Origin of the sequence: Niallia sp. FSL W8-1348 (genome assembly GCF_038006745.1) — a bacterium.
GTDB lineage: Bacteria > Bacillota > Bacilli > Bacillales > Cytobacillaceae > Niallia > Niallia alba.
In genome coordinates, this window is the sequence record NZ_JBBOVV010000001.1 from 1,978,688 (window position 1) to 2,001,200 (window position 22,513).

Genomic DNA, 22,513 nt, shown 5'->3' on the forward strand with positions numbered 1-22,513 from the left:
GCTCCTTCCGTTTAAGTTCAAATGTTAAAATATTCACAGAATGTTCGCTATTTAGACATAGAACATTCATATTACATGAGGTAAAATAACGATTATTACTACCTGTATGATGATATCACATCTCGAACCTATTATTTGTGACAAAAAACGTAAGTATAAATTTACCAATTTTAACATTTTCTATTCTTATGTTTTCCGCGAATTCAAGATTTTATCAACCTTTTTATTATAGCAGATGCCATTGTTAAAATCCATGTCCACAATTCTGTCACAAACATTTTTTCCAAACTTATTATTCGCTTTATAAATAATATAAAACGCTTACATTAATTATAATTGAACCTAGTTGACTTTTCCATTATTTTGCTTAACTTTCACTCCTTAAAATTTCGTCTCCTCCTTTTCATTTATTCTGTTATATTTATCACATGCCTCATTTAATTAAACGTATTTATCTTGATTATTCTCTATAGTTTCTACAACAAGTTATACTTCAAACATAGACTTTCTCTACAATCTACTATTCCAGTAACGGAAGAATAAAAATAGATAGAAAAATATACTGTCTATAGTCGCATTAACTACTAGTTCCAGTATATTTTTCTACCCTGTTGAAAATACTAATTTCCCAGTATTTCTTGTAACTTCCCTTTTACCTTTTCATTTACCTTTTTCGCATCTTTTTTTATTTCATCTACGACCTGGCTCCATTTTGACGAATTCTCTTTAATAGTGGTTTCTAATTCCTCCGCTTTTTCTTTAATGACTTTTTTCGTTTCTTCCACTTTTTTATTAACATTTCCACTATCTTTATTTGCAAGTCTATCACTTACAGATAAAACATTAAAATTCTCTGGCTCCACATATTGCACAGCTTGGTCCATAATAGTTTTAAAAATAGGTACTACATCTCCCGAACTTTTGCTTGGTAGATAATGTGTATCATCTGTTTTATCATAGCCTAACCACATCGCTCCAACTAAATTAGGAGTATATCCGACAAACCACTGATCCTTCGTACCAGAAATATTACTATTATCCAATTGAGTAGATCCAGTTTTTCCAGCAATTTGGAATCCAGTCACTTTTGCCCCTTGACCTGTTCCTGATTTAATAACATCTAGCAACATTGATGTCATGTCATTGGTAACAGATCTAGAAGTAACTCTTGTTGACGTTGGTTCATAATCGGCAATAACATTGCCTGTCGGTCCAACAATTTTGGTAATCAAATGACTTTCCATTCGAATTCCCTCATTAGGAAAGGCAGAATAAGCACTCGCCATTTGCAATGGAGAAACCCCTCTGGTCATCCCACCTAAAGCTATCCCTAAATATTCATCCTCTTTTTCATAAGGAATACCGAACCGATCAAGTGATTTAAGACCATTCTCCAATCCAATTTTGTCTAATAGCCAGACTGCTGGAACATTTAAGGAGTCTTCTAAGGCTTCATACATCGGAACCTCCCCTTTATATGTCTTCGTGAAGTTCTGTGGTTCGTAATCCCCCTTCTTAAATGGCTTATCTTCTAACATCGAATCAATCTTATAGCCCTTTTCTAAAGCGGGTGTATAAACAGCAAGTGGCTTCATCGTAGATCCTGGTTGTACTCTAATTTGAGTAGCCCGGTTAAAACCTCTGAAAACTTGTTCCCCTCTACCTCCAACTAACCCTCTTACTCCTCCTGTTTCTGGGTCGAGTAATACTGCTCCGCCTTGTGCTGATGTTCCATCAGCACTTCTCGGAAATAAGGAATCCCTAGCAAAGGTTTTTTCTAATGTAGACTGGAGATTTTGGTCCATCTCCGTATAAATTTTATACCCTCTTTTTAAAAGTTCTTCTTGGGTAAGACCGTATTTTTTTATCGCTTCATCGATAACTGCGTCCACATAATATGGATATTCTCTTTCAATAAAAGAGCCTCCCCCATTTTCCAAGACAATTTTTTCATTTACTGCCTGTTGATACTCGTCTTTTGTTATTTGTTTTAAATCTACCATTTTCTTTAGAACAAGATTACGACGATTAACAGCACCATCATAATTGTTATATGGATCTAATGCAGATGGCGCTTGCAATATTCCCGCAAGTAATGCAGCTTCACTTATAGATACATCCTTAATATCTTTATTGAAATATTTCAGTGACGCCTGGCTAATCCCCCATGCTCCACTGCCAAAATAAACATGATTTAAATACATTTGCAAAATTTCTTCTTTTTCATAATGCTTCTCTATTTCTACCGCAAGAAATAATTCTTCTGCTTTTCGCTTATAAGTCTGTTCGGATGTTAACAAAGCGTTCTTTGTTAACTGTTGCGTAATCGTACTTCCTCCACCGGTAATTCTTCCTGCAAAGATATTTTTAAAGAAGGCGCGGCTAATCCCTTTTATATCAAATCCATTATGTTGATAGAAACGTTCATCTTCAATTGAAACAACTGCGGCTGGAACGTATTTAGGTACATCCTTCAATTCGATGCCTTCTGTTCTTTCCGTTCTAATTTGGGTTGCTTCATCCCCATCTTTATCATAAATAATCGTAGCTTGGCTTAATCCAGCCTTTAGCGTACTGACATTTGCTTGTGTTGCTAAATACGTAAAATATAATATCGCTATTAAAACAACTAATAATAAAGCCAAAAGTATAATTTGGGTAAGATGTCTCTTTTTCCAGAAACGTCGAAATCCTTCCCAATATGGTTTTAATCTATCCATCAATTACCTATCCTTTACTTTTACTCATGGAATAATTTCTTCTTTCGGTCTATCCATACATTAGACGTTTATTATCACTTATATGTTGCAAGTATCTATGAAAACTATATTCTCTTTTTTTCTAAATTACAAGAAGGTACTTCGCTCTAATATTACCAAATTTAACTAGAATAGGGATTATTGTTTATACAATCGTTCTTTCGGGAAAAGACCTTATAAAGAATAAAAGGATGTGAGAGATAATGAAAAAAATGTTCAGACGAATGATTACGTGGGGACCTATCATTTATCCCTTCGCTAAAAAACTATGGGAAAAACGCAAACAATCAAAGGTAAATTCTACAACCGCTGCACGTTAATAGTGACCTAAAGTTTGCTAGGCAAAAGGCGCTCGGTCTAGATAGGAATAGACTTAAGAAACATATCTGCCTTATGTTAACTATCAAAAAAATCCAATGTAGCCTTGAAAACACGGCCACATTGGATTTTTCTTTATGCATGAATATTGTTATAAACACGTATAACTTCTGTTACTAGTTCATGATCTTCGCTTAAGCCTGATACTTGAACGAAAGCTGATTGAACTCCCTTTTCCTCCACTAGTTTCTTCAATTCAACAGACTCTTGATCTTCTGGTGTGTAAAAATGAAGAGCGGATGCCATAACTTCTACTAAATGAGCAGGAATTTCATGAAACTCCTTATAATAAGCTAGAGCTGGCGCAACTAAGCGATCGTTACCACTTAATTTTCGTAACGGCGATCTACCTACTCGTTTTACGTCGTCCACAATATAAGCATTTGCAAAACGACCTAAAATTTTATCAATATATTTTTGGTGATCTGCTTCATTAAAATTATATCTAGCTACAAGTACTTTTCCTGTTTCTTGTAAAACATGAAGTACCTTTTCTTTCACACCTTCATGATGGATTGTTTCTGAAATGGTCTCATAGTTCTTGATATTGCCTAAGTATGCTGTTGCAGCATGGCCAGTATTTACAGTAAAAAGCTTTCTTTCAATATAAGCCTGTAAATTACCTACAAAATGAGCTTCGGCAATTTCTGGTTTCTCTCCTTTGATTGCAGTTTCATCTATAACCCACTCATGGAAAGGTTCAACTAGAACGTCTAATAAATTGTCATTTTTCTGGTTTGGCACAATTCTGTCAACAGCAGAATCAGGGAAACCTACATATTCTTCTAACCATGCTGCTTCTTCTTCATTTAAATGCTCTAATACAAACTGCTTAAGGGCACTACTTCCACCTATCATATTTTCACACGCAATCACATTTACAGGTGTTTGATTATTTTTCATACGTGCTTTAATTCCGTCTGCAATCAGTGGTGCAATAAATTTTAAAATGTTTGGACCGATAGCTGTAGTAACAATATCTGCCTGGATAAACCGTTCTACTACTTGTTCAGGATTTATTTTACTATTAATCCCTTTTACATTTTTTACTGTGAACTGCTCTTTTGTTTCATTAGCAAGCAAAACATTGTATTGACCAACACGATTAATTTCATCGATTACTTGCTCGTTAACATCTACAAACGTTATAGCATAATCTGACTGATGCAATAATAAACCAATAAATCCTCGACCAATATTTCCAGCTCCAAAATGAATAGCATTCATAGTATTATTCTACCTCGCTTAAAATTTGGATTATTTCCTCTTCTGATTTCGCAGCAACTAATTTTTCTACATTTTCAATTTCAGAACATACAATAGCAATTTGTGATAATAACTCCAAGTGTTCGCCATCTTTCCCAGCAATACCAATAATAAGTTTTACAATATTACCATCACCGAAATCTACTCCATTTGGCGCTTGAATAACAGATAGTCCAGAGTTTAATACAGCTGTTTTTGCCTCATCTGTACCATGTGGAATTGCTAAGAAATTACCCATATAAGTAGATGAAATTTCTTCTCTTTGTAACATTGCTGGAATATAATCCTCAGATACATAGCCTTGGTCTACTAGAATTTGACCGGCTTTTTTGATCGCTTCCTCTTTACCTGCTACACTGCTGTTTAAAATAATATTTTCCTTTTTTAAAATGCTCATTTTTTATTCCTCCTATTAATTTTACAAATGATGTCTTAAAAACTGGCTGCTAATAAAATTCAATAGTTCTTCTTTATTGCCATTATTGAATAGATCGATACTCCTCTCCGATTCAATAATAGATGCACTTAAAAAACTTAATACTTCCATTACACTTGGACTTGCATTTAATGGTGCGAGTAAAAGTAGGACTCGTTTCACCATTTCATTAGCACCATTCATTGCCCTCAAACTCACCATCTCGGGCAAGTCAATGATATCGAAAGATGGACTTTCAATTTGATTACTACTTGTATGATAGAGTGCTAAATTGGTTTCAGGAATAGCAAGACCACCTATTTCAGCCCTTGCCTCTAGAGCTTCATACACCTCTGTATTACTTAAAATAGAGCCTTGCTGCTTCAATACCTCTAATCCCCTTTTTAAGCTTTCACCTAAACTTACTCCCTCATCCCATATATGCATTTCTTTTAAAACAGTAGATAGAATCTGCGATTTCTCTGTAAACAGAAGAAATGACTGAAAATCCATACATTTTTGTTTAGGAGCTTCTATAACCTTCGCTTCTTTTAAAAGATGACCACTATTCTTCTGCAAATAGCTTTTCACTTCTTCTAAATCTTTATCGCTTAGTATAGGATTAACTACTAAATAATCTCTAGAGATATCCTCCAGTGGGATTGTCGAAAGAATTGCATCATATTCATCAATCGAAATATTCTTTAGCTCAAATACAGAAGCTGTTTTAACTTCTGATAGGCTTGGAATTTGATTGATTATTTTTGCCGCAAGCATTTTCGATGTTCCAATTCCGCTTGAACAGATAATCAATAACTTTAAATCTTTTGTTATTTTTTTATCATTAAGAGCAGATCCAAAGTGCAAGACCAGGTAGCCAATTTCTTCTTCAGGAACATCTCTGTTGACAAGCGTTAGCTCCACTGCTTTTTGTACTACTGCAAACAATTCAGCATAATCCTCTTTTATGTTTTCTAATAAAGGATTGGAGATCCTCATTTTTTGATCCAACCGATATAATGTTGGCTGAAGATGGGCTAACAACCCTTGGAACAAAGAATCACCTAATAATGTCGTATGCAGCAATTTCTCTACATTCGTAATTAAAGTTCTTACTAGCATAGCCACTTCTACATTTTCATCTTTAATACCAACCTTATTATCATAACGAACTTTGGCACCTCTTAAGTGCATCGTAATATAGCCAATTTCCTCTTCTGGAATCACTATATCAAACGTTCGTTCCAATCTCTCAACAATTTGTGTTGCAAACTCAAATTCTTTTGTTTTGGAAAGTTCATTTAAATAGTCTTCCTTAAAGGAGATATTTTCTCCCCGCTGTATTCTTTCCATTGCAAGGGCGATATGAACAACTAACCCAACATATGAACTGTCTGCCAATGGATAAGGCAATTGCTCATTAATATCTTCAATAATATTTTCAATCCGAAGCAACTTCTCCTTTTGAACAAGCCCTAAAAGCCGTTCAGATATAGAGTCAATTTTATTGCTAGACTTCTTCTGAATATTTTCCTTTACCATTTTAAGAAACTCTGGTACATCGAATCGATCAGAAATAAGACTGCGAATTGCTTTCCTTTTATCTTCTTCTGTTCCAACTAGTTCAATCCCGTAACCTCTTTTTCGCAGTAATCGCAGATTAAATTTTTCAATAGTTGGTTCTAACTTATCTAAATCATTGCTTACGGTAGCAGTAGTTACCCCAAGCTCCTTTGCTAACGAAAACAGCTTAATCGGTTCTTGATGATCTAGTAAAGTACACAAAGCAACAAGGATTCGTTCATCTGGAGTGTACTCTACATAATCCTGTTTTAATATAGATACCCTTAATTGGTAAATATCATTAGGGTTACCAATGATTTTTACCCCAACTCCCGCTTTCTTATTCAATTTAAGATGGAAGCCTTCTAGAATATCTTCTATATTTTTCAAATCCCGATGAATGGTTCTTTCGCTGACATTTACATGCTCAGCAATCCCTTTAATCGTCATTTCTTCTTCTATATTTTCTAATAATATTTGTAAAATAATTCTTTCACGAGCGGAAATAATCATAGCTTATCTCCTTAATTCCCTGACATAATTTAATTATAGAACTACTAAATACACTTATTCAAACAGTTTTAAACATATTTTTTTCAACTTTATTGTTGTCAATTTTAATTTAGGGTTCCCTATCTCCCTCTATAAATACTGAAAAGTAAATACTTTCATTTACACTTGGGTAGATTAAATAGAAATCTTTTAAATGACTTTGTTCTTTACAGCTATATGTGCAAGTATCAACAGAAAAAACCGCCGGCCAGAGTTGGCCGACAGCTTGTTAATAAGCATAAGCTTATTTCAATTTCTCAACAATTTCATCATATTTAGGGCTGTTCATGAAGTTCTCAACAGAAACATGCTGTGCAGCTGGTAATTTTTCTACTGCTCTTGCTGTTAAATCTTTATGTGTAATAACAAGATCTGCATCACTTGGAAGATTTGCAATAGATGTATTTGTTACATCTACTCCTTCAATTCCTGCCTTTTTCACTTTATTACGCATAATAGATGCACCCATCGCACTTGAACCCATACCTGCATCACATGCGAAGATTATTTTCTTCACATTTTTATAATCAAATTCTGTTGCTTCAGAAGTTGCAGTAGTTGCAGTAATTGCACTTGCTACTGAACTCTTTTTCCCTTTTAAAGCTTCCATTTTTTCTGTTGCTGCATTAATATCTTCTTCTTTTTCTTTACTTGTTTTCAAGATGATAGCTGCAATTACGAAAGAAATAATAGTCGCAACAATAACACCAGCAATTACACCTAAATGTTGTCCTTTTGGCGCCATTGCCATTAATGCAATGATACTACCAGGAGACGGTGTAGCAACTAAACCTGAATTGAATAATGTAAAGGTGAATACTCCACCCATACCGCCACCGATAACAGCTAATAATAACATTGGCTTCATTAAGATGTATGGGAAGTAAATTTCATGAATCCCACCTAAGAAATGAATAATTACTGCACCAGGTGCTGTTTGTTTTGACGTCCCTTTACCAAATAAGCAATAAGCTAATAATACCCCTAGACCAGGTCCTGGGTTTGTTTCTAATAAGAATAAAATCGATTTACCAACTTCTTTCGCTTGCTCTACTCCAATTGGACCTAGAACACCTTGGTTAATCGCATTGTTTAAGAATAATACTTTTGCCGGCTCAATGAAAATACTTGCAAGAGGCAATAATTTTGCATCTACAATCCATTGTACTCCACTTGATAAAATGCTACTTAAACCTTCAACAATTGGACCTACATATAGAAAACCAATAATTGCAATAATTGCTCCAAGAACACCTGCTGAGAAGTTGTTTACTAGCATTTCAAATCCAGCTTTAATTTTCCCTCTAAATAAGTCATCCACTTTTTTGATTAAGAAACCACCAAGTGGACCCATTACCATTGCTCCAAGGAACATTGGGATATCTGCTCCAACGACTACACCCATTGTAGCAATCGCACCGACTACACCACCACGTTCAGCATATACCATTTTACCGCCTGTATAACCAATTAATAATGGTAATAAATAAGTGATCATCGGACCAACTAGTTCCGCCAACTTCGCATTAGGAGTCCAACCTGTTTCAATAAATAAGGCTGTAATTAACCCCCAAGCTATAAATGCTCCAATATTCGGCATAATCATGCCGCTCAAATGACTACCAAAACGCTGTATTTTTACACGAAAACCATTTTTATTTTCGTTTGACATCTTTTTTTACCTCCTTTTATTTCATACTTTCATAATAAAGCGTTTACAGAATTATAACAATTTAAAGTAAACATACTTTTGACAGACACACTGCTGACACAATTAAATTAATTTAATTGATAAAATTCAATAAAATCAGTATTCGAATTCTAATCCATTTTTAAAATGCCACTAAAACACCTATCTATACACAATTCCAAACAAAAAAGAAGGGGTTTCCCCCTTCTTACTATTGCACTTCTACTACACTTACATCCTTCATAACTTCAATAAAGTGTATATGATGTTCTTCAATATTTTTAATTTTAAAGATATATCCTTCTTCTTCTAATATATCGCCTTCAACTGCTTCGAAATTATTAGTCAGGAACCATCCGCCAATTGTATCCACTTCATCTTCAGATAAATGTGTCCCTAAAAGGTCATTAACTTCACTAATCAATACTTTCCCATTAAGGATATAATGATTATCTTTAATTTTACGAATGTCAGAAATTTCATCCTCATCAAATTCATCTCTGATGTCGCCGACAATTTCCTCTAATATATCTTCTGCTGTAACAATCCCTGAAGTACCACCGTATTCATCAAGCAAAATCGCCATATGTGTACGTTCCTTTTGCATTTTTATTAGTAATTCACGGATAGGAACTGTTTCAATCACACGGATAATCGGTTTCATGTATTCCTCTAGTTGAATCTCTTGTTTGTTTTGAATAGTCGCTGTTAGAAATTCACGAATGTTAATTAATCCGATCACATTATCCTTATCCCCATTCACTAATGGATAGCGAGTATAATTCTCTTCTTCTAAAATAGCCATTATTTCATCAAACGTATTATCAACACTAATAGTAACCATTTCTGTTCTTGGTACCATGATTTCTTTTGCAATTCGTTCATCAAATTCAAAAATATTATTTACATATGCTAATTCATTTTTATTGATTTCACCGCTTTTATAGCTTTCTGACATTAAAATTCTTAACTCTTCTTCCGAGTGTGCAAGTTCATGTTCTGACGCTGGCTTTAATCCAAAGATACTTGTCAAAAGTCGTGCCGATCCATTCAACAACCAAATAAAAGGATATAATAGTCGATAGAACCAAATAATTGGCGTTGCAAAGGTTAAGGATATTAATTCCGCTTTTTGAATAGCAACCGTTTTTGGAGCAAGTTCTCCGACAACGACATGCAAAAAAGTTACAAGTAAAAAAGAAATAATAAAGGCAATCAAGTGCGAGAGCGCATTCCCAATAGATAAACGAACAAATAACGGTTCTAAAATTTCTGCGAAAGTAGATTCCCCAATCCAACCTAGACCTAACGCTGTAACTGTTATCCCTAATTGACAGGCAGATAAATATTCATCTAAATGGGTCGTTACTTTTTTTGCTGCTAACGCACCTTTTTTTCCTTCAGCAACTAACTGATCAATTCTTGAACTCCTGACTTTTACGATTGCAAACTCTGTTGCAACGAAAAAAGCAGTTAATGCAATTAATATCACGAATAAAATCAAATTAAAAATTTCCAATAAGTAGCCCGTAAAGGGGCTTACACCTCCTGATTAATAAAAGCCACGCGCGGCATTTCTCCTATACAAAGAAAGAGACGCTGTTGCTTGTAAAATTACTACTTCAATCATATAAATAAATGCATCCTATAAAGTGAAACTTCCATCAGTAGGGGTTTTCCTTCCTCCCCCACTGATGGTCAGTTAAACCAATCGGACCTTTCCGGACAGTTGATCTCCCACCGTATTCTCATAAGCTTATGGTTGAGTCTTACTGTCCGTTAAGAGTGGGATAAATTACAGTTAATTTAGCAAAAGCAACAGTGCTTGTATTAAAGAAATACTTTCATGAGATATAGTATTTCTTACTTCCTTTTTTTTATGATGGTCCTGAATATCAACTGTTGTAAGCATCTGATGGATTTTTTCATTAAGATCCTTCATATTTGTTTTTAATTCTTCGATATCAAAGGAGTTCATTTTATGCTTATTTAATTGTTCCTTAATTTCCTCGAGCGATAGTTTTCTCTTTTTAAATTCCTCTATCGTTTTAATTTGTTCAATCTGCTCTTCGCTATAGTAACGATAATTTGTTTGAGAACGTTCTGCTTGAAGAAGACCAAGGTTTGTATAATAATCAATGGTTCTTTTCGTTACACCTGTAACTTTTGCCAAATCACCAATTCTTAATTTCACAGCCCCATCGCTTCTCCTCCTAACCATAACGTTTTAGTTTTACTTCCTAATTATATAAGTCAAAGGAGGAAAGATTCAAGCAAAAAACTTCCTATCTAGAATGCCTCTTTTTTTCTTCTTGCTAAATTTTCGAAAATGTCGGCTTTTTTATATTATTAAAATTCAATTTAGGTTAAAATATAGGAAGAAAGATAGAAAAGAGAAAATATATCAAAAAAGGGGAAATGGAGTGGAAACAATTATCAATTTTCTTACAAGTAAAAGTGTAAAAAGGTTTTTCATCTTTGCTTTCATTATTCTGGGTATCTACGCCCTTAGAAGCATGATTAATTTAATGCTTTTTACCTTTATCCTTTCATTTTTAATGGACCGGATGGAAAAAATTATCTCTAAGCGTATTCATGTAAAACGAAACGTTATAGTTAGCATCCTCTATCTAATAACGATCGGATTACTTTCCTATAGTTTTATTAAATATTTACCAATGCTAGTGGAAGAAATAACGGCACTAGTTAGACAATTAATGGATTTTTACTCCCGTCCACATGATAATGCTGTCTTAAATTATATTGTTTCCATAATTCAAGAAAGACAAATTAACAGCTATTTGGAACAAGGACTAGGCATTGTAGTCAAATATTTTTCCAGCATTAGCTCGATAAGTATACAATTCATATTAGCTATTATCTTAAGCTTCTTCTTCCTTTTGGAGAAGCCTCGACTGATCAAATATAGAGAAAACTTTCGAACAAGTAAAATAGCACCTTTTTATAATGAAATTGAATTTTTCGGCAAAAAATTTGTTTTAACGTTTGGAAAAGTGCTAGAAGCTCAAGTTATTATTGCTTTAGTGAACTGTATTTTAACGACAATCGGATTATGGATTCTTGATTTCCCTCAATTACTAGGCTTGTCTCTTATGGTATTTGTTCTTGGTCTTATTCCAGTGGCAGGAGTTATTATCTCCCTAATACCATTGTTGACGATTGGATACACCATTGGAGGCTATACCTATATTATTATTTTAATAATATTCATTTGTATAATCCATGCTTACCAGTGTTTTTCACTTTTATTGTCCTTATCTTCTCTGAGCACTTCTTTGGAGTATAGGGATTAATCATCGGGATACCTGTATTCGTTTTTCTTTTAGATATTCTCCAGGTTCAGAGTATGGATCCTAATAACAAAAAAGAAATAATAAAAGAATAGACCAGCTATAAAAAAACTGGGCATTAATAAATATTAAAGGCAGGTTGAATACACTTTTCGTGTATCCAACCTGCTTTTCGTTTTTCGCTAATGTATTTCGTCTTAGTATTTTAATACTGCACCAGTATTTGCAGATGTAACAAGTTTGGAATAGCGAGCTAAATAGCCGCTTTTCACTTTCGATTCAAAACCTTTCCATTCTGCTTTTCTTTGCTCCCACTCTTCCTCTGGAACAATAACATCCATTGTTCGATTTTCGATGTCGATTATAACATGATCGCCATCTTTTACGAATGCCAACGGTCCTCCCTCTGCTGCTTCTGGTGAAGCATGTCCGATAGAAATACCACGTGAAGCTCCTGAAAAGCGCCCATCTGTTACAAGCGCAACTTTTGGACCGAGACCCATTCCAACAATTTGAGAAGTAGGTGCCAGCATTTCCGGCATACCAGGTCCCCCTTTTGGTCCCTCATAGCGAATGATAACAACATGACCTTCCTTTACCTTCCCTTTTACTAATCCCTCTAATACTTCATCTTGTGAATTAAATACGATAGCTGGTCCTTCATGTCGTTGAATTCCATCTTGGACACCACCCGTTTTAATAATCGCACCTTGAGGGGCTAGATTACCAAACAATACGGCTAATCCCCCTGTTTGCGTATGCGGATCATCAATCGGGCGAATAACACCGTAATCTTTCACTTTACATCCAGCAATATTCTCTCCAAGTGTTTTCCCAGAAACCGTTATTGTATCTAAATGAAGGGCTCCTTCTTTTTTAGATAATTCATATAGAGCCGCTGAAACACCGCCTGCTTCATGCAGATCTTCAATATGTACATCAGATGAAGGGGCTAACTTAGATAAATGAGGCACGCGTGATGCTACTTCATTAATCCTTTCAAGTGGATATTCTACACCTGCTTCATGGGCTAATGCCAATGTATGAAGTACCGTATTTGTTGATCCCCCTAATGCCATATCCAACGCAAATGCATTATCAATTGCTTTTTCTGTGACAATATCTCTTGGTTTAATATCGTCTTTTATTAATTGCATCAGCTGTTTAGCAGATTTTTTTACAAACTCTCTTCTTTCTGGAGCAACAGCAAGAATTGTCCCATTTCCAGGCAACGCAAGACCAAGTGCTTCAGCTAAACAGTTCATGGAATTCGCCGTAAACATTCCCGAACAGGAACCACATGTCGGACAGCCAAATTGTTCTAATTCTCTTAGACCGCTTTCATCAATTTTACCAGATTGATAGGCTCCTACCCCTTCAAACACAGATGATAAAGATATCTTTCTACCATCACTAGTAACTCCAGCCTTCATCGGGCCACCACTGACAAAGATAGTAGGAATATTTAAGCGTAAGGACGCCATCATCATTCCTGGTGTTATTTTGTCACAGTTAGGAATACAAACCATCCCATCAAACCAGTGTGCTGCCACTACCGTTTCAATGGAATCGGCAATGATTTCACGGCTTGGCAAAGAATAGCGCATTCCAATATGTCCCATCGCAATACCATCGTCCACGCCAATTGTATTCATTTCAAATGGCACGCCACCTGCTTCTCGTATCGCATCTTTTACGATTTTTCCAAATTCCTGTAAGTGTACATGACCTGGAACAATATCAATATATGAATTAACTACAGCGATAAACGGTTTGTCAAAATCCTCCTCTTTCACACCAGCAGCACGTAGTAAGCTTCTATGTGGCGCTCGATCGAATCCCTTCTTTATCATATTACTTCTCAATTGTGTCACTTCTACCCCTCCAATTATCCGACTAAATCGAAAAATCTGTATATTTAAACTTTTACCTATTGTAACACTATGATAGTAAAATTGGTATAATTTCTTCTTATTAGTTATTCAGAGAAATTCATCTCTTCTATTTCGCTTACCAAAAAGCAGAAACATTGTTAAATTAGGATTTTAATAACAAAAAATGTAAGGATATCTAACATAACTCGACTCTTCCCTAATGCACCCTTTCTCTTCTTTTGGAATTCTAGACTGAACTGAAGTTATACAAAAATAATATACGCCCATCCCACTATCACTAAAGACTTTTTCATAAATACCCTTTATATAAGCAAAAGCGATGAAGTGTTTTCTACCCCTCCATCGCTTTGCTATCGGTTTCGTTTGTTTTTAAAAGGCTGTTTTCGTAAAATTATTTGTTGCTATTACCCGAGCCGGAATACACTTGGCTTTTCGTGGGGATCAGAGCCTACGAGGTCTCACCTGTCTGGCTAATCCCGTGGCGTCTACGTGTATTCCGGCTGCTCCATTTTTCCAACTAATTCTTTTCTCCTATTGGAAAAACAACAGTCTTTTAAAAAACAGTCTTTCAAAATAATGATACCTTACACAAATATATTGCTTATTTTCTTCACATCTTCTTCTGTTAATGTCACTTCTAATGTTCGTAAATTGTTCTTAAGCTGGTCTGTTGATTTCGCTCCTGGAATAATGACATCAACGGCAGGTTGTTCCAACAACCAAGCCAAAGCAAAATGTGTCGCGTCAAAGCCTTTGTCTTCAGCCATTTGCTTTAATTGGTCCACCTTTTCTACATTGCGAATAAATGCTTCTCCTTGGAAAAGCGGATTATTTTTTCTGCCATCACTAATAGCTGAATCTTTTGAGTATTTTCCAGTCAATAGTCCGGAGGCTAAAGGAAAATACGGAACAAAGCTAATATTGTTTTCTACACAGTATGGTAAGTATATGTCCTCTGCTTGTCTTTTAAATAAAGAATACTCTGCTTGAAATACCTCTAAATAACCATCTTGATTAAATTCTTTTATTTGCTCAGCATCTAAATTCGAAGCTCCAACTGCAAGAATCTTTCCTTCATCCTTTAACTCTCTTAGTGTTCCTGCCACTTCAGCCATTGGAGTAACCCCATCTGGAAAATGAACATAGAACAAATCAATATAATCTGTTTGCAGACGCTTTAAGCTATCTTCTACAGATTTACGTAAAAATTCTCTGCTGTTATCAAGCTCCATTTTGCCATCCACTAATTTATGAGCTGCTTTGCTTGCAATGACGATATCTTGGCGGTTGCCTCTTTCCTTTAGCACCTCACCAATTAACTCCTCTGATCTCCCTAACCCGTAAACATAGGCAGTGTCCAGAAAGTCGATTCCCGCATCTAATGCATTCCTTACCACATTTCTTCCTGTTTCATCATTTAAATTCGGAAATAAATTATGACCACCGACAGAATTTGCTCCATATCCCAGCTTCGTAACACGCATAGCCGTTTGACCGATTTGAACTTTACTACTCAAAAAATTCATCTCCTTCATTAATGTATAGACAAACACTCGCATTCACTCCTAGTATGCGTATTTCCGTACAAAGAGTAAAGTAATTCGCTCCTGTTCCAATTGGATAGTCTACTTTTGAACAAGCCTACATATACTTTTGGGAGAACAAAAAAGAAAGGACTTCGATTATCTGTGCAAGTATTAAAAAACGGGATTTTTTTTATCATTGTCCTCTTTCTGTTTATCATACTATGGTCCATAAGCGGAGTTCAGTTACTATTAAATTTCCCCTTTATTCTTATCCTTGTCGTTCCGTTATGGATTTATTTTCGTATTCATCAAAATAATCAAAGAAAAGCAATCCTATTTTCTAGAGAATTTATGCTCAATCTTTTTTTCTTTTATTTATTGACACTCATATACATAACATTAAAGCCTTTTCACTTCTCACCGCCAAATATAACCGAGGGGAAAATGAACTTAACTCCCTATGTCCAAATTTTGTATCAATATAAATATAAGCCACCTTTTTTTTGGATGTTATATACTTTAGGAAATATCATTCTGTTTATTCCCTTTGGTTTTATCCTGCCTATGTTATATAAAAAACGATTTAGAACATGTGTCACAATAGGGCTTGCTGTTCTATGTTCTCTTTCTATTGAACTTATCCAATATTTCTTTACCATGGATCGAGCGGCAGATATAGATGATTTTATTTTAAATGTCTTCGGAGCGATATTTGGTTACTTCCTGTATCTAATGATGCGGTTATTTGTGCGAAGAATAGTATATAAATCTTTTTTCTTTTAAGCCACTTTCAAAAAATTTTACTCAATAGGGAAGAAATACTGAGCAGCATGAATACACATAGATATCCAGACTCCACAGGCAAAGCCAGGAAGGCGGCAGAGCAATAATTTTACGGAAATAGCCTTCTTTTAAAAAAAAGGGCATCTGAAAAAGATTACTCTCTTTCAGATGCCCTTTTCGTTCTTATTTCATTAACAGCCTGCTCTTTATTCCTCACCAATGATTCTTACTTCTGTCTCGAGGTCTACATTAAAGTTTGCTTTCACAGTTTTTTGGACATGCTTTATTAAGGATAAATAATCATTCGCTGTGGCATCCTCCACGTTTACAATAAAACCTGCATGTTTTGTAGATACTTGAGCACCACCAATTTTCGTTCCTTGAAGTCCACTATCTTGAATAAGTTTTCCTGCAAAGTAGTTTGGTGGTCTTTTAAAAACACTTCCACATGAAGGATATTCTAACGGCTGTTTTGATTCGCGCAAGAAAGTCAGTTCATCCATTTTCGCTTTAATTTCTGCATAATCTCCTGTTTCAAGAGAAAAAGTTCCTTCTAACGCTACCCAGCCATTTTTCCCAATACTACTTGTGCGGTAGCCAAGCTCTAATTCCTCTTTTGTTACTATTATAATTTCTCCAGCTCGCGTTAATATCTTGGCGGATTGCAATACGTCAGAAACCTCTCCTCCATAAGCACCAGCGTTCATATATAACGCACCACCTACAGATCCTGGAATTCCACAAGCAAACTCCAATCCTGTTAAAGAATGTTCTAAGGCAAATCTAGAGGTCTCAATAATGGCAGCTCCACTCTGGGCAATCACTTTATTACCTTCAAGGGAAATTTTGTCTAGCCTTGTTAAATTAAAGACAACTCCACGAATACCACCATCTCTAATTAACACATTGGAACCATTTCCTAAAATAGTGATTGGCATATTTTCGCTAAGTGCTATTTTATAAGCTGACTGTAATTGTTCGTACGTAAGCGGAAAAAGTAAAAAATCAGCCTTTCCACCAATTTTCGTATACGTATATTTATTTAACGCCTCATCCATCTTTACACATTCTTCGGGCAAAATTTCAAGAAACTTTTTAATCAATATATTCTTATCCATTAATCTCAACCTTCTATACATATTTCTGACTACACTATTCTAATAGTATACCAAAATTATAAATAGGTACGACGATAATAAGCAAATTTATGTGAAACGTTACTCAATCCATTATATGAAAAACGCCTACCTTTCATGCTAAGAAAAGGCGGAAACAAGCAATATTCACCGTAAAATAACCATATATTACATAAACAGCCAAACAAAAAAAGCTAAGCAATCCTCTTCCATTGATTACTTAGCAGATGCTACTAATACTCTTTCCTTTTGATGTATTAAATCGTAAGAAAGACAAGCTGGCTTATTTGTTCTAGGGTCTTTGACTACAACGGCATCTATTTGAAAAACTTCTTTCAAAACCTTTTCGGTCATTACTTCCTCTGCTGTTCCTTCTTTCATTAAATGTCCGTTTCTCATCGCTACCATATGATCAGAAAATCTTGCTGCATGGTTTAAATCATGGATAACCATCACAATGGTTCGATTTTCTTCTTCATTTAGTTTTTTTAATAATTTCAGTACTTCCAGCTGATGGGCCATATCTAAATAAGTAGTCGGCTCATCTAAAAGCAGAAGATTTGTTTCCTGTGCAATCGCCATTGCAATCCACGCTCTTTGTCTTTGTCCACCTGATAAGGTATCTACTTCCTGATCCCTCAACTCCGTAAGACCAGTGACATCCAATGCCCAATTTATTACTTCTCTGTCTTTCTCCCCTAAACGCCCAAAGCCTTTTTGATGAGGAGACCGACCATAGGAAACTAAATCGAATATTGTTAATCCATTCGGTGCTTCTGGAGATTGAGGAAGCACAGCCATTCTTTGGGCAATTTTTTTTGTGGGGATTTTGTGTATCATTTCTCCATCTAAATATACATACCCGGCCTTTGCCTTATGAATCCGTGCAAGAGTTTTTAATATCGTCGATTTCCCACAACCATTTGGTCCAATGATGGTAGTAATTTTCCCTTCTTGAACACGTAAATTTAAATCATTAACGATAATTTTATCTTCATAGCCAATTTTCAATTGATCTGTAGATAGTATGTCCACGCTTTCTCCTCTCCTTCCCTTACTTTTCTATATACCCTTTTAACAATCGATGAGTAATTTTCGTTTTATTCTGCTAATCCTATTTTTTCATTTATTTCATTCTTTATTCCAAGAGAGCATTTGTACCTATCTCTTTATTAATTAAATAAGAACGCTTTTTAATAATTGATAATGATTTTCATTATTTATTATAATTTGAACTAGGCTTTCATTCAAGACTGTTTAAAATATTTAACAAGATTTTATTTTTTCGCATAAACATTTCATTTATAAAAAAAGTCTGCCTAATAGGTTCAGACTTTTTTTATGATAAACATTCAAGAATACTTGCTCCAATTAACTGGATAACTTGTTTCCCTTTAAAATTTGTCGTTAATTGGTCTGTTAAAACAGCAACATAGATCATTTCATCCTCGTGCTCTATAATAGCACAATCATGCTCTACCTTATCTAACTCTCCAGTTTTATTCGCAATCCTTATACAACTATTCTCCTCAAAGTAATACGGTAGTTTATCAACAAGTTGCTGATGGGATAAGATTTTTTTACAGCTCTGATTCTTATTGTTCTGAATTGCCTTTAAACAACGAATAATATCTAAAGGCGAAGTATAGTTTTCCAGTTTTCTTTCTCTTGCTTCTTGGTCCATCATTTTGCGCTGGAGAATCGTTGAGGACATCCGAAGCTGCTGACATCTTCTATTAACGCTGTCTATGCCAAGTCGTTCAATCAAATAATTGGCTGCCATATTATCTGAAACAATAATCATTAAAGTGAGTAGATCATGAACAGATAAACGACTTTGTGGGGACATATATTGAACGATACCCGCCCCTCCTACTTTCTGGATATCTTTAACCCTTTCTAAATCATCCAACACTAAGGTTCCACTTGAGCTCTGCATAAAGCCTTCTAACAGAATTGGCAATTTAATTAGACTAGCACTTGGAAAGACATCCTTCGCGTTAAAGTAAAAACATTTTTCCTTCCACTCAATAGCTATCCCAAAGTGACCATGAGCCTTATACTCCTGTACAATTTCGTTTATTCGTTTGCTTAATATCTCCATATTCATCCTAATCGTTATTCCCTAATAAAGATGACATGCAACAAAATGGCCATCTTCTCGTTCTTGCCAAACTGGCTTATCATTAGTACAAATATCCATTGCATGCGGGCAACGCGTTCGAAAAACACAGCCGCTTGGCGGATCCACTGGACTTGGTAATTCCCCTTTTAATATAATTCGTTCTCTTTTGTCCTCTATATCTGGATCTGGAATCGGAATAGCAGAAAGGAGTGCCTGTGTATAAGGGTGTAGTGGATTGGAATATAACTCTTTACTATCTGTCAGTTCCACTAAATTCCCTAAATACATTACACCAATTCGATCACTAATTTGCTTTACCATTGATAAGTCATGGGCTATAAATAGATAGGTTAATTGTTTTTCTCGTTGTAATCTTTTTAGCAGATTTACTACTTGGGCTTGAACAGAAACATCTAATGCGGAAATTGGTTCGTCAGCAATAATAAATTCTGGCTCTAACGCCAACGCTCTTGCTATCCCAATTCTTTGCCTTTGGCCCCCACTAAACTCATGTGGAAATCGATTAGCATGTTCTCTATTTAGTCCTACACTTTCCAACAGTTCATCTATACGGGCATTTTTTTCTTCCTTTGTTTGATACACTCCATGGACTTCCAAAGGCTCTGCCAAAATCTCACGTACAGTAGAACGAGGGTTTAAAGAGGCATAAGGGTCTTGAAAGATCATTTGCATCTTTCTGCGAAACGCAAATGTATCCTTTGTAGAAACACTTTCTAGGTTGGTATCATTGTATAAAATTTGTCCATTTGATGTTTTATATAATCCAATAATTGTTCTACCCAATGTAGATTTACCACAGCCTGATTCACCCACAATGCCAAACGTTTCCCCTCTCTTGATATGAAAGGATACATTTGATACAGCTTGTAATGTCATATTCTTTTCTAATTCAAAATGCTTCGATACATTATCCACTTTTAATAGAACCTGCTGTGTCATTCCTTCTCTCTCCTTATTCCCAATATCTTCTTGCTACACATAATTCTTTTTCATAGATTGTATTTTCTAAAGGAATAATTTCGATTGATTTTCCGGTGTTGGGGGAATGAAGTAACTTATTTTCTCCATAATAGATACCTACATGGTGAATCTTTCCTTTCCCTTCCTCATAGGCAAAAAATAATAAATCTCCTGGCTCTATTTCATCTAAAGGAACATTTCTCCCCGTCTCTGCCTGCTCACTCGCATCTCTTGGTATTAAGTAACCATTTGCTAAACACATGGTGTAACTAAAACCCGAACAGTCATAACCGTAGGAACTCATGCCACCCCATAAATAGTCAAGATGCAAAAATCGTTCTCCCTGCTTTACTATATCCTTCCCTGTGCCTTTACGGACGTCTTGTGAGGAGGAATAAATGGATACATCCGTTGCTTTTATCCACCCTTCCCCGGTAGGTGTCATCACTACTATCCATTCACCCTCTTGCCGTCTTACTGGCAACCGTGTTTGAAAACATAATGGCAGTATCACATCTTTATGGTCGTCACAGAGAGCTGTTATCGATGCTTCAACAACTGCAATTGGCCCATTTTCTAAGGAATACGTTTGCTTTTTTATCAATTGTTTTTTTGGTATCCATCCTGGATAACCAAGTTCATTTTTTTGTGACGCCTGATTGGGCAATGCAACAAATGCCCATTCCTCTTTTTCTTCCAAGATATATACCTCTTGCCCGTATAATACTTGTGATTGCACTAAGTTACCTGTATAAAGCCCCAGTCCCTTTTCATAATCAAGACTATCTAACCATGCTTTTATATCACAAGGATTATCAATTGCCAGACTATCTATTTCTCTTGCTGAATATTCATTTGTCCATAAGGTTGCAACGGGAACATCCACTATTTTCACATCGTATTTTTTCATCCCACATTCTCCTTTTTATGTAAAAGAATATGATTTATTCCTAATCCAGGTTGATCAGATAAAGTTATGTTTCTTCCGTTATATTGAACACCACCATCCACTATGTCTTCAGCCAGCATCAATGGTGCGTCAAAATCATAACGAGTTATATTCTTTTTACTTGCTGCAAAATGCGCTGCCGCAGTAATACCCAATTTAGTTTCAATCATACTTCCGACCATACATTCCATTCCAGAAACTTCAGCTAAATGGTTAATAATCTGTGCTCGATAGATTCCCCCTGATTTCATTAATTTAATATTAATTAAATCAGCGCTTCGTGTTTTTAACACCTCAAAAGCTTGCTTCGGAGTAAATACAGCTTCATCAGCCATGATTAATGTATTTACTGAATCTGTTACCTTCTTAAGCCCTTGTATATCCTCTGCTTTAACCGGCTGCTCAACTAATTCGATATTAAGTCCTAAATCTTCCATTTTTCGTATAGCTGTAATAGCTTCTTTTGGGTTCCAGCCTTGGTTAGCGTCTAGTCTTAATTTAATTTCATTGCCTACTCTTCTTCTGATTTCTATTATTCTATTAATATCTGTTTGCAGTTCATCTTTTCCAACTTTAATCTTTAAGACATTAAACCCTTGGTTAACATAGGAGACCGCGTCTTCTCCCATTTCTATCGGATCATTGACACTAACCGTATAATCCGTTTCCAATGTATTATTATATCCGCCCAATAATTGATAAAGCGGAAGTTTACAGTATTGGGAAAAGCAATCATAAAGTGCCATATCAATCGCTGCTTTTGCACTCACATTTCCTACTAAAATTTGCTGGATTCCTTGAAGCAGTAATTCGAGCTGTAAAATGCTTTTACTCAATAAAAAGGGTTTAAACACTTCATGTATAGATGCTTCAATACTTTTTAGGCTATCTCCTGTTATCACTAAAGTTGGCGGTGCTTCTCCCCAACCAACAATTCCGTTTTCGCATGTAATTTTTACATATACAGAGTCTGCAATGGTTACGGTTCGTAATGCTGTTTTAAAAGGCTTGATTAATGGAACTGCGACACGGAATGTCTCTATTCTGGTTATTTTCACTATGTATCATCCTTATTTTATAAAGTCTATTTTTATTGTGCTGTTCAATATTTCGATTAACTTGCTCCTATTCAAAAGTAATGGCTGTTTTTTCAATAGAAGAAATGGATTAGTTGGAAAAACAGA

At 35.3% G+C, this 22,513-nt stretch carries 16 protein-coding genes and 1 pseudogene; 2 read left to right on the forward strand and 15 right to left on the reverse strand.

What is annotated here, in order from left to right:
- Nucleotides 1-620 precede the first annotated feature (620 nt).
- The 7 genes from NST60_RS09405 to NST60_RS09435 form a co-directional block, all read right to left on the reverse strand.
- On the reverse strand, nucleotides 621-2,720 hold the full coding sequence (locus NST60_RS09405) for a PBP1A family penicillin-binding protein (protein ID WP_169189592.1): 2,100 nt from the start codon (nucleotides 2,718-2,720) through the stop codon (nucleotides 621-623).
- Nucleotides 2,721-3,212: 492 nt separating this feature from the next.
- Nucleotides 3,213-4,364: a mannitol-1-phosphate 5-dehydrogenase gene (locus NST60_RS09410; protein ID WP_169187724.1), complete on the reverse strand. Its 1,152-nt coding sequence runs from the start codon at nucleotides 4,362-4,364 to the stop codon at nucleotides 3,213-3,215.
- 4 nt (nucleotides 4,365-4,368) lie between these two features.
- Nucleotides 4,369-4,800 carry a PTS sugar transporter subunit IIA gene (locus tag NST60_RS09415; RefSeq protein ID WP_016201299.1) on the reverse strand — a complete coding sequence of 144 codons (432 nt, stop codon included), beginning with the start codon at nucleotides 4,798-4,800 and terminating at the stop codon, nucleotides 4,369-4,371.
- Nucleotides 4,801-4,821: 21 nt separating this feature from the next.
- The gene (locus tag NST60_RS09420) at nucleotides 4,822-6,894 is read right to left on the reverse strand and encodes a BglG family transcription antiterminator (protein WP_169187723.1); all 2,073 of its coding nucleotides are present in this window, start codon (nucleotides 6,892-6,894) and stop codon (nucleotides 4,822-4,824) included.
- A gap of 283 nt (nucleotides 6,895-7,177) precedes the next feature.
- Nucleotides 7,178-8,605 carry a PTS mannitol transporter subunit IICB gene (locus NST60_RS09425; protein WP_224427879.1) on the reverse strand — a complete coding sequence of 476 codons (1,428 nt, stop codon included), beginning with the start codon at nucleotides 8,603-8,605 and terminating at the stop codon, nucleotides 7,178-7,180.
- 229 nt (nucleotides 8,606-8,834) lie between these two features.
- The gene (locus NST60_RS09430; RefSeq protein ID WP_040342621.1) at nucleotides 8,835-10,142 is read right to left on the reverse strand and encodes a hemolysin family protein; all 1,308 of its coding nucleotides are present in this window, start codon (nucleotides 10,140-10,142) and stop codon (nucleotides 8,835-8,837) included.
- Between the two features lie 282 nt (nucleotides 10,143-10,424).
- Nucleotides 10,425-10,817, reverse strand: coding sequence for a MerR family transcriptional regulator (locus NST60_RS09435; RefSeq protein WP_016201303.1), 393 nt, complete (start codon nucleotides 10,815-10,817; stop codon nucleotides 10,425-10,427).
- 229 nt (nucleotides 10,818-11,046) lie between these two features.
- Between NST60_RS09435 and NST60_RS09440 the strand changes: the two are divergent.
- Nucleotides 11,047-12,029: pseudogene (locus NST60_RS09440) on the forward strand (AI-2E family transporter).
- Nucleotides 12,030-12,131: 102 nt separating this feature from the next.
- Here the strand turns inward: NST60_RS09440 and ilvD are convergent.
- Together ilvD and NST60_RS09450 are read right to left on the reverse strand one after the other, a co-directional pair.
- Complete coding sequence (gene ilvD / locus NST60_RS09445) at nucleotides 12,132-13,808, reverse strand: dihydroxy-acid dehydratase (protein WP_101729058.1); 1,677 nt, start codon at nucleotides 13,806-13,808, stop codon at nucleotides 12,132-12,134.
- Between the two features lie 605 nt (nucleotides 13,809-14,413).
- On the reverse strand, nucleotides 14,414-15,313 hold the full coding sequence (locus NST60_RS09450) for an aldo/keto reductase (RefSeq protein ID WP_224427885.1): 900 nt from the start codon (nucleotides 15,311-15,313) through the stop codon (nucleotides 14,414-14,416).
- Nucleotides 15,314-15,706: 393 nt separating this feature from the next.
- Here NST60_RS09450 and NST60_RS26765 point away from each other — a divergent pair, with 393 nt between their 5' ends.
- The gene (locus tag NST60_RS26765; protein WP_169187722.1) at nucleotides 15,707-16,138 is read left to right on the forward strand and encodes a VanZ family protein; all 432 of its coding nucleotides are present in this window, start codon (nucleotides 15,707-15,709) and stop codon (nucleotides 16,136-16,138) included.
- 206 nt (nucleotides 16,139-16,344) lie between these two features.
- On the opposite strand, the gene murB is transcribed toward NST60_RS26765, so the two are convergent.
- The 6 genes from murB to NST60_RS09480 form a co-directional block, all read right to left on the reverse strand.
- Nucleotides 16,345-17,256, reverse strand: a complete 912-nt coding sequence (gene murB / locus NST60_RS09455; RefSeq protein WP_016201307.1) for a UDP-N-acetylmuramate dehydrogenase — start codon at nucleotides 17,254-17,256, stop codon at nucleotides 16,345-16,347.
- A 234-nt stretch (nucleotides 17,257-17,490) separates the two neighbouring features.
- The gene (locus tag NST60_RS09460; protein ID WP_341098721.1) at nucleotides 17,491-18,309 is read right to left on the reverse strand and encodes an ABC transporter ATP-binding protein; all 819 of its coding nucleotides are present in this window, start codon (nucleotides 18,307-18,309) and stop codon (nucleotides 17,491-17,493) included.
- 304 nt (nucleotides 18,310-18,613) lie between these two features.
- Entirely contained in the window at nucleotides 18,614-19,384 is a 771-nt protein-coding gene (locus NST60_RS09465; RefSeq protein ID WP_341098723.1) for a serine hydrolase, read from the reverse strand.
- Between the two features lie 15 nt (nucleotides 19,385-19,399).
- Nucleotides 19,400-20,359, reverse strand: a complete 960-nt coding sequence (locus tag NST60_RS09470; protein WP_016201310.1) for an ABC transporter ATP-binding protein — start codon at nucleotides 20,357-20,359, stop codon at nucleotides 19,400-19,402.
- A gap of 13 nt (nucleotides 20,360-20,372) precedes the next feature.
- On the reverse strand, nucleotides 20,373-21,290 hold the full coding sequence (locus NST60_RS09475; protein WP_169187718.1) for a C40 family peptidase: 918 nt from the start codon (nucleotides 21,288-21,290) through the stop codon (nucleotides 20,373-20,375).
- Nucleotides 21,287-22,387: a dipeptide epimerase gene (locus NST60_RS09480; RefSeq protein WP_254416061.1), complete on the reverse strand. Its 1,101-nt coding sequence runs from the start codon at nucleotides 22,385-22,387 to the stop codon at nucleotides 21,287-21,289. Before NST60_RS09480 ends, NST60_RS09475 begins: the two co-directional genes overlap by 4 nt.
- Nucleotides 22,388-22,513: the final 126 nt, after the last annotated feature.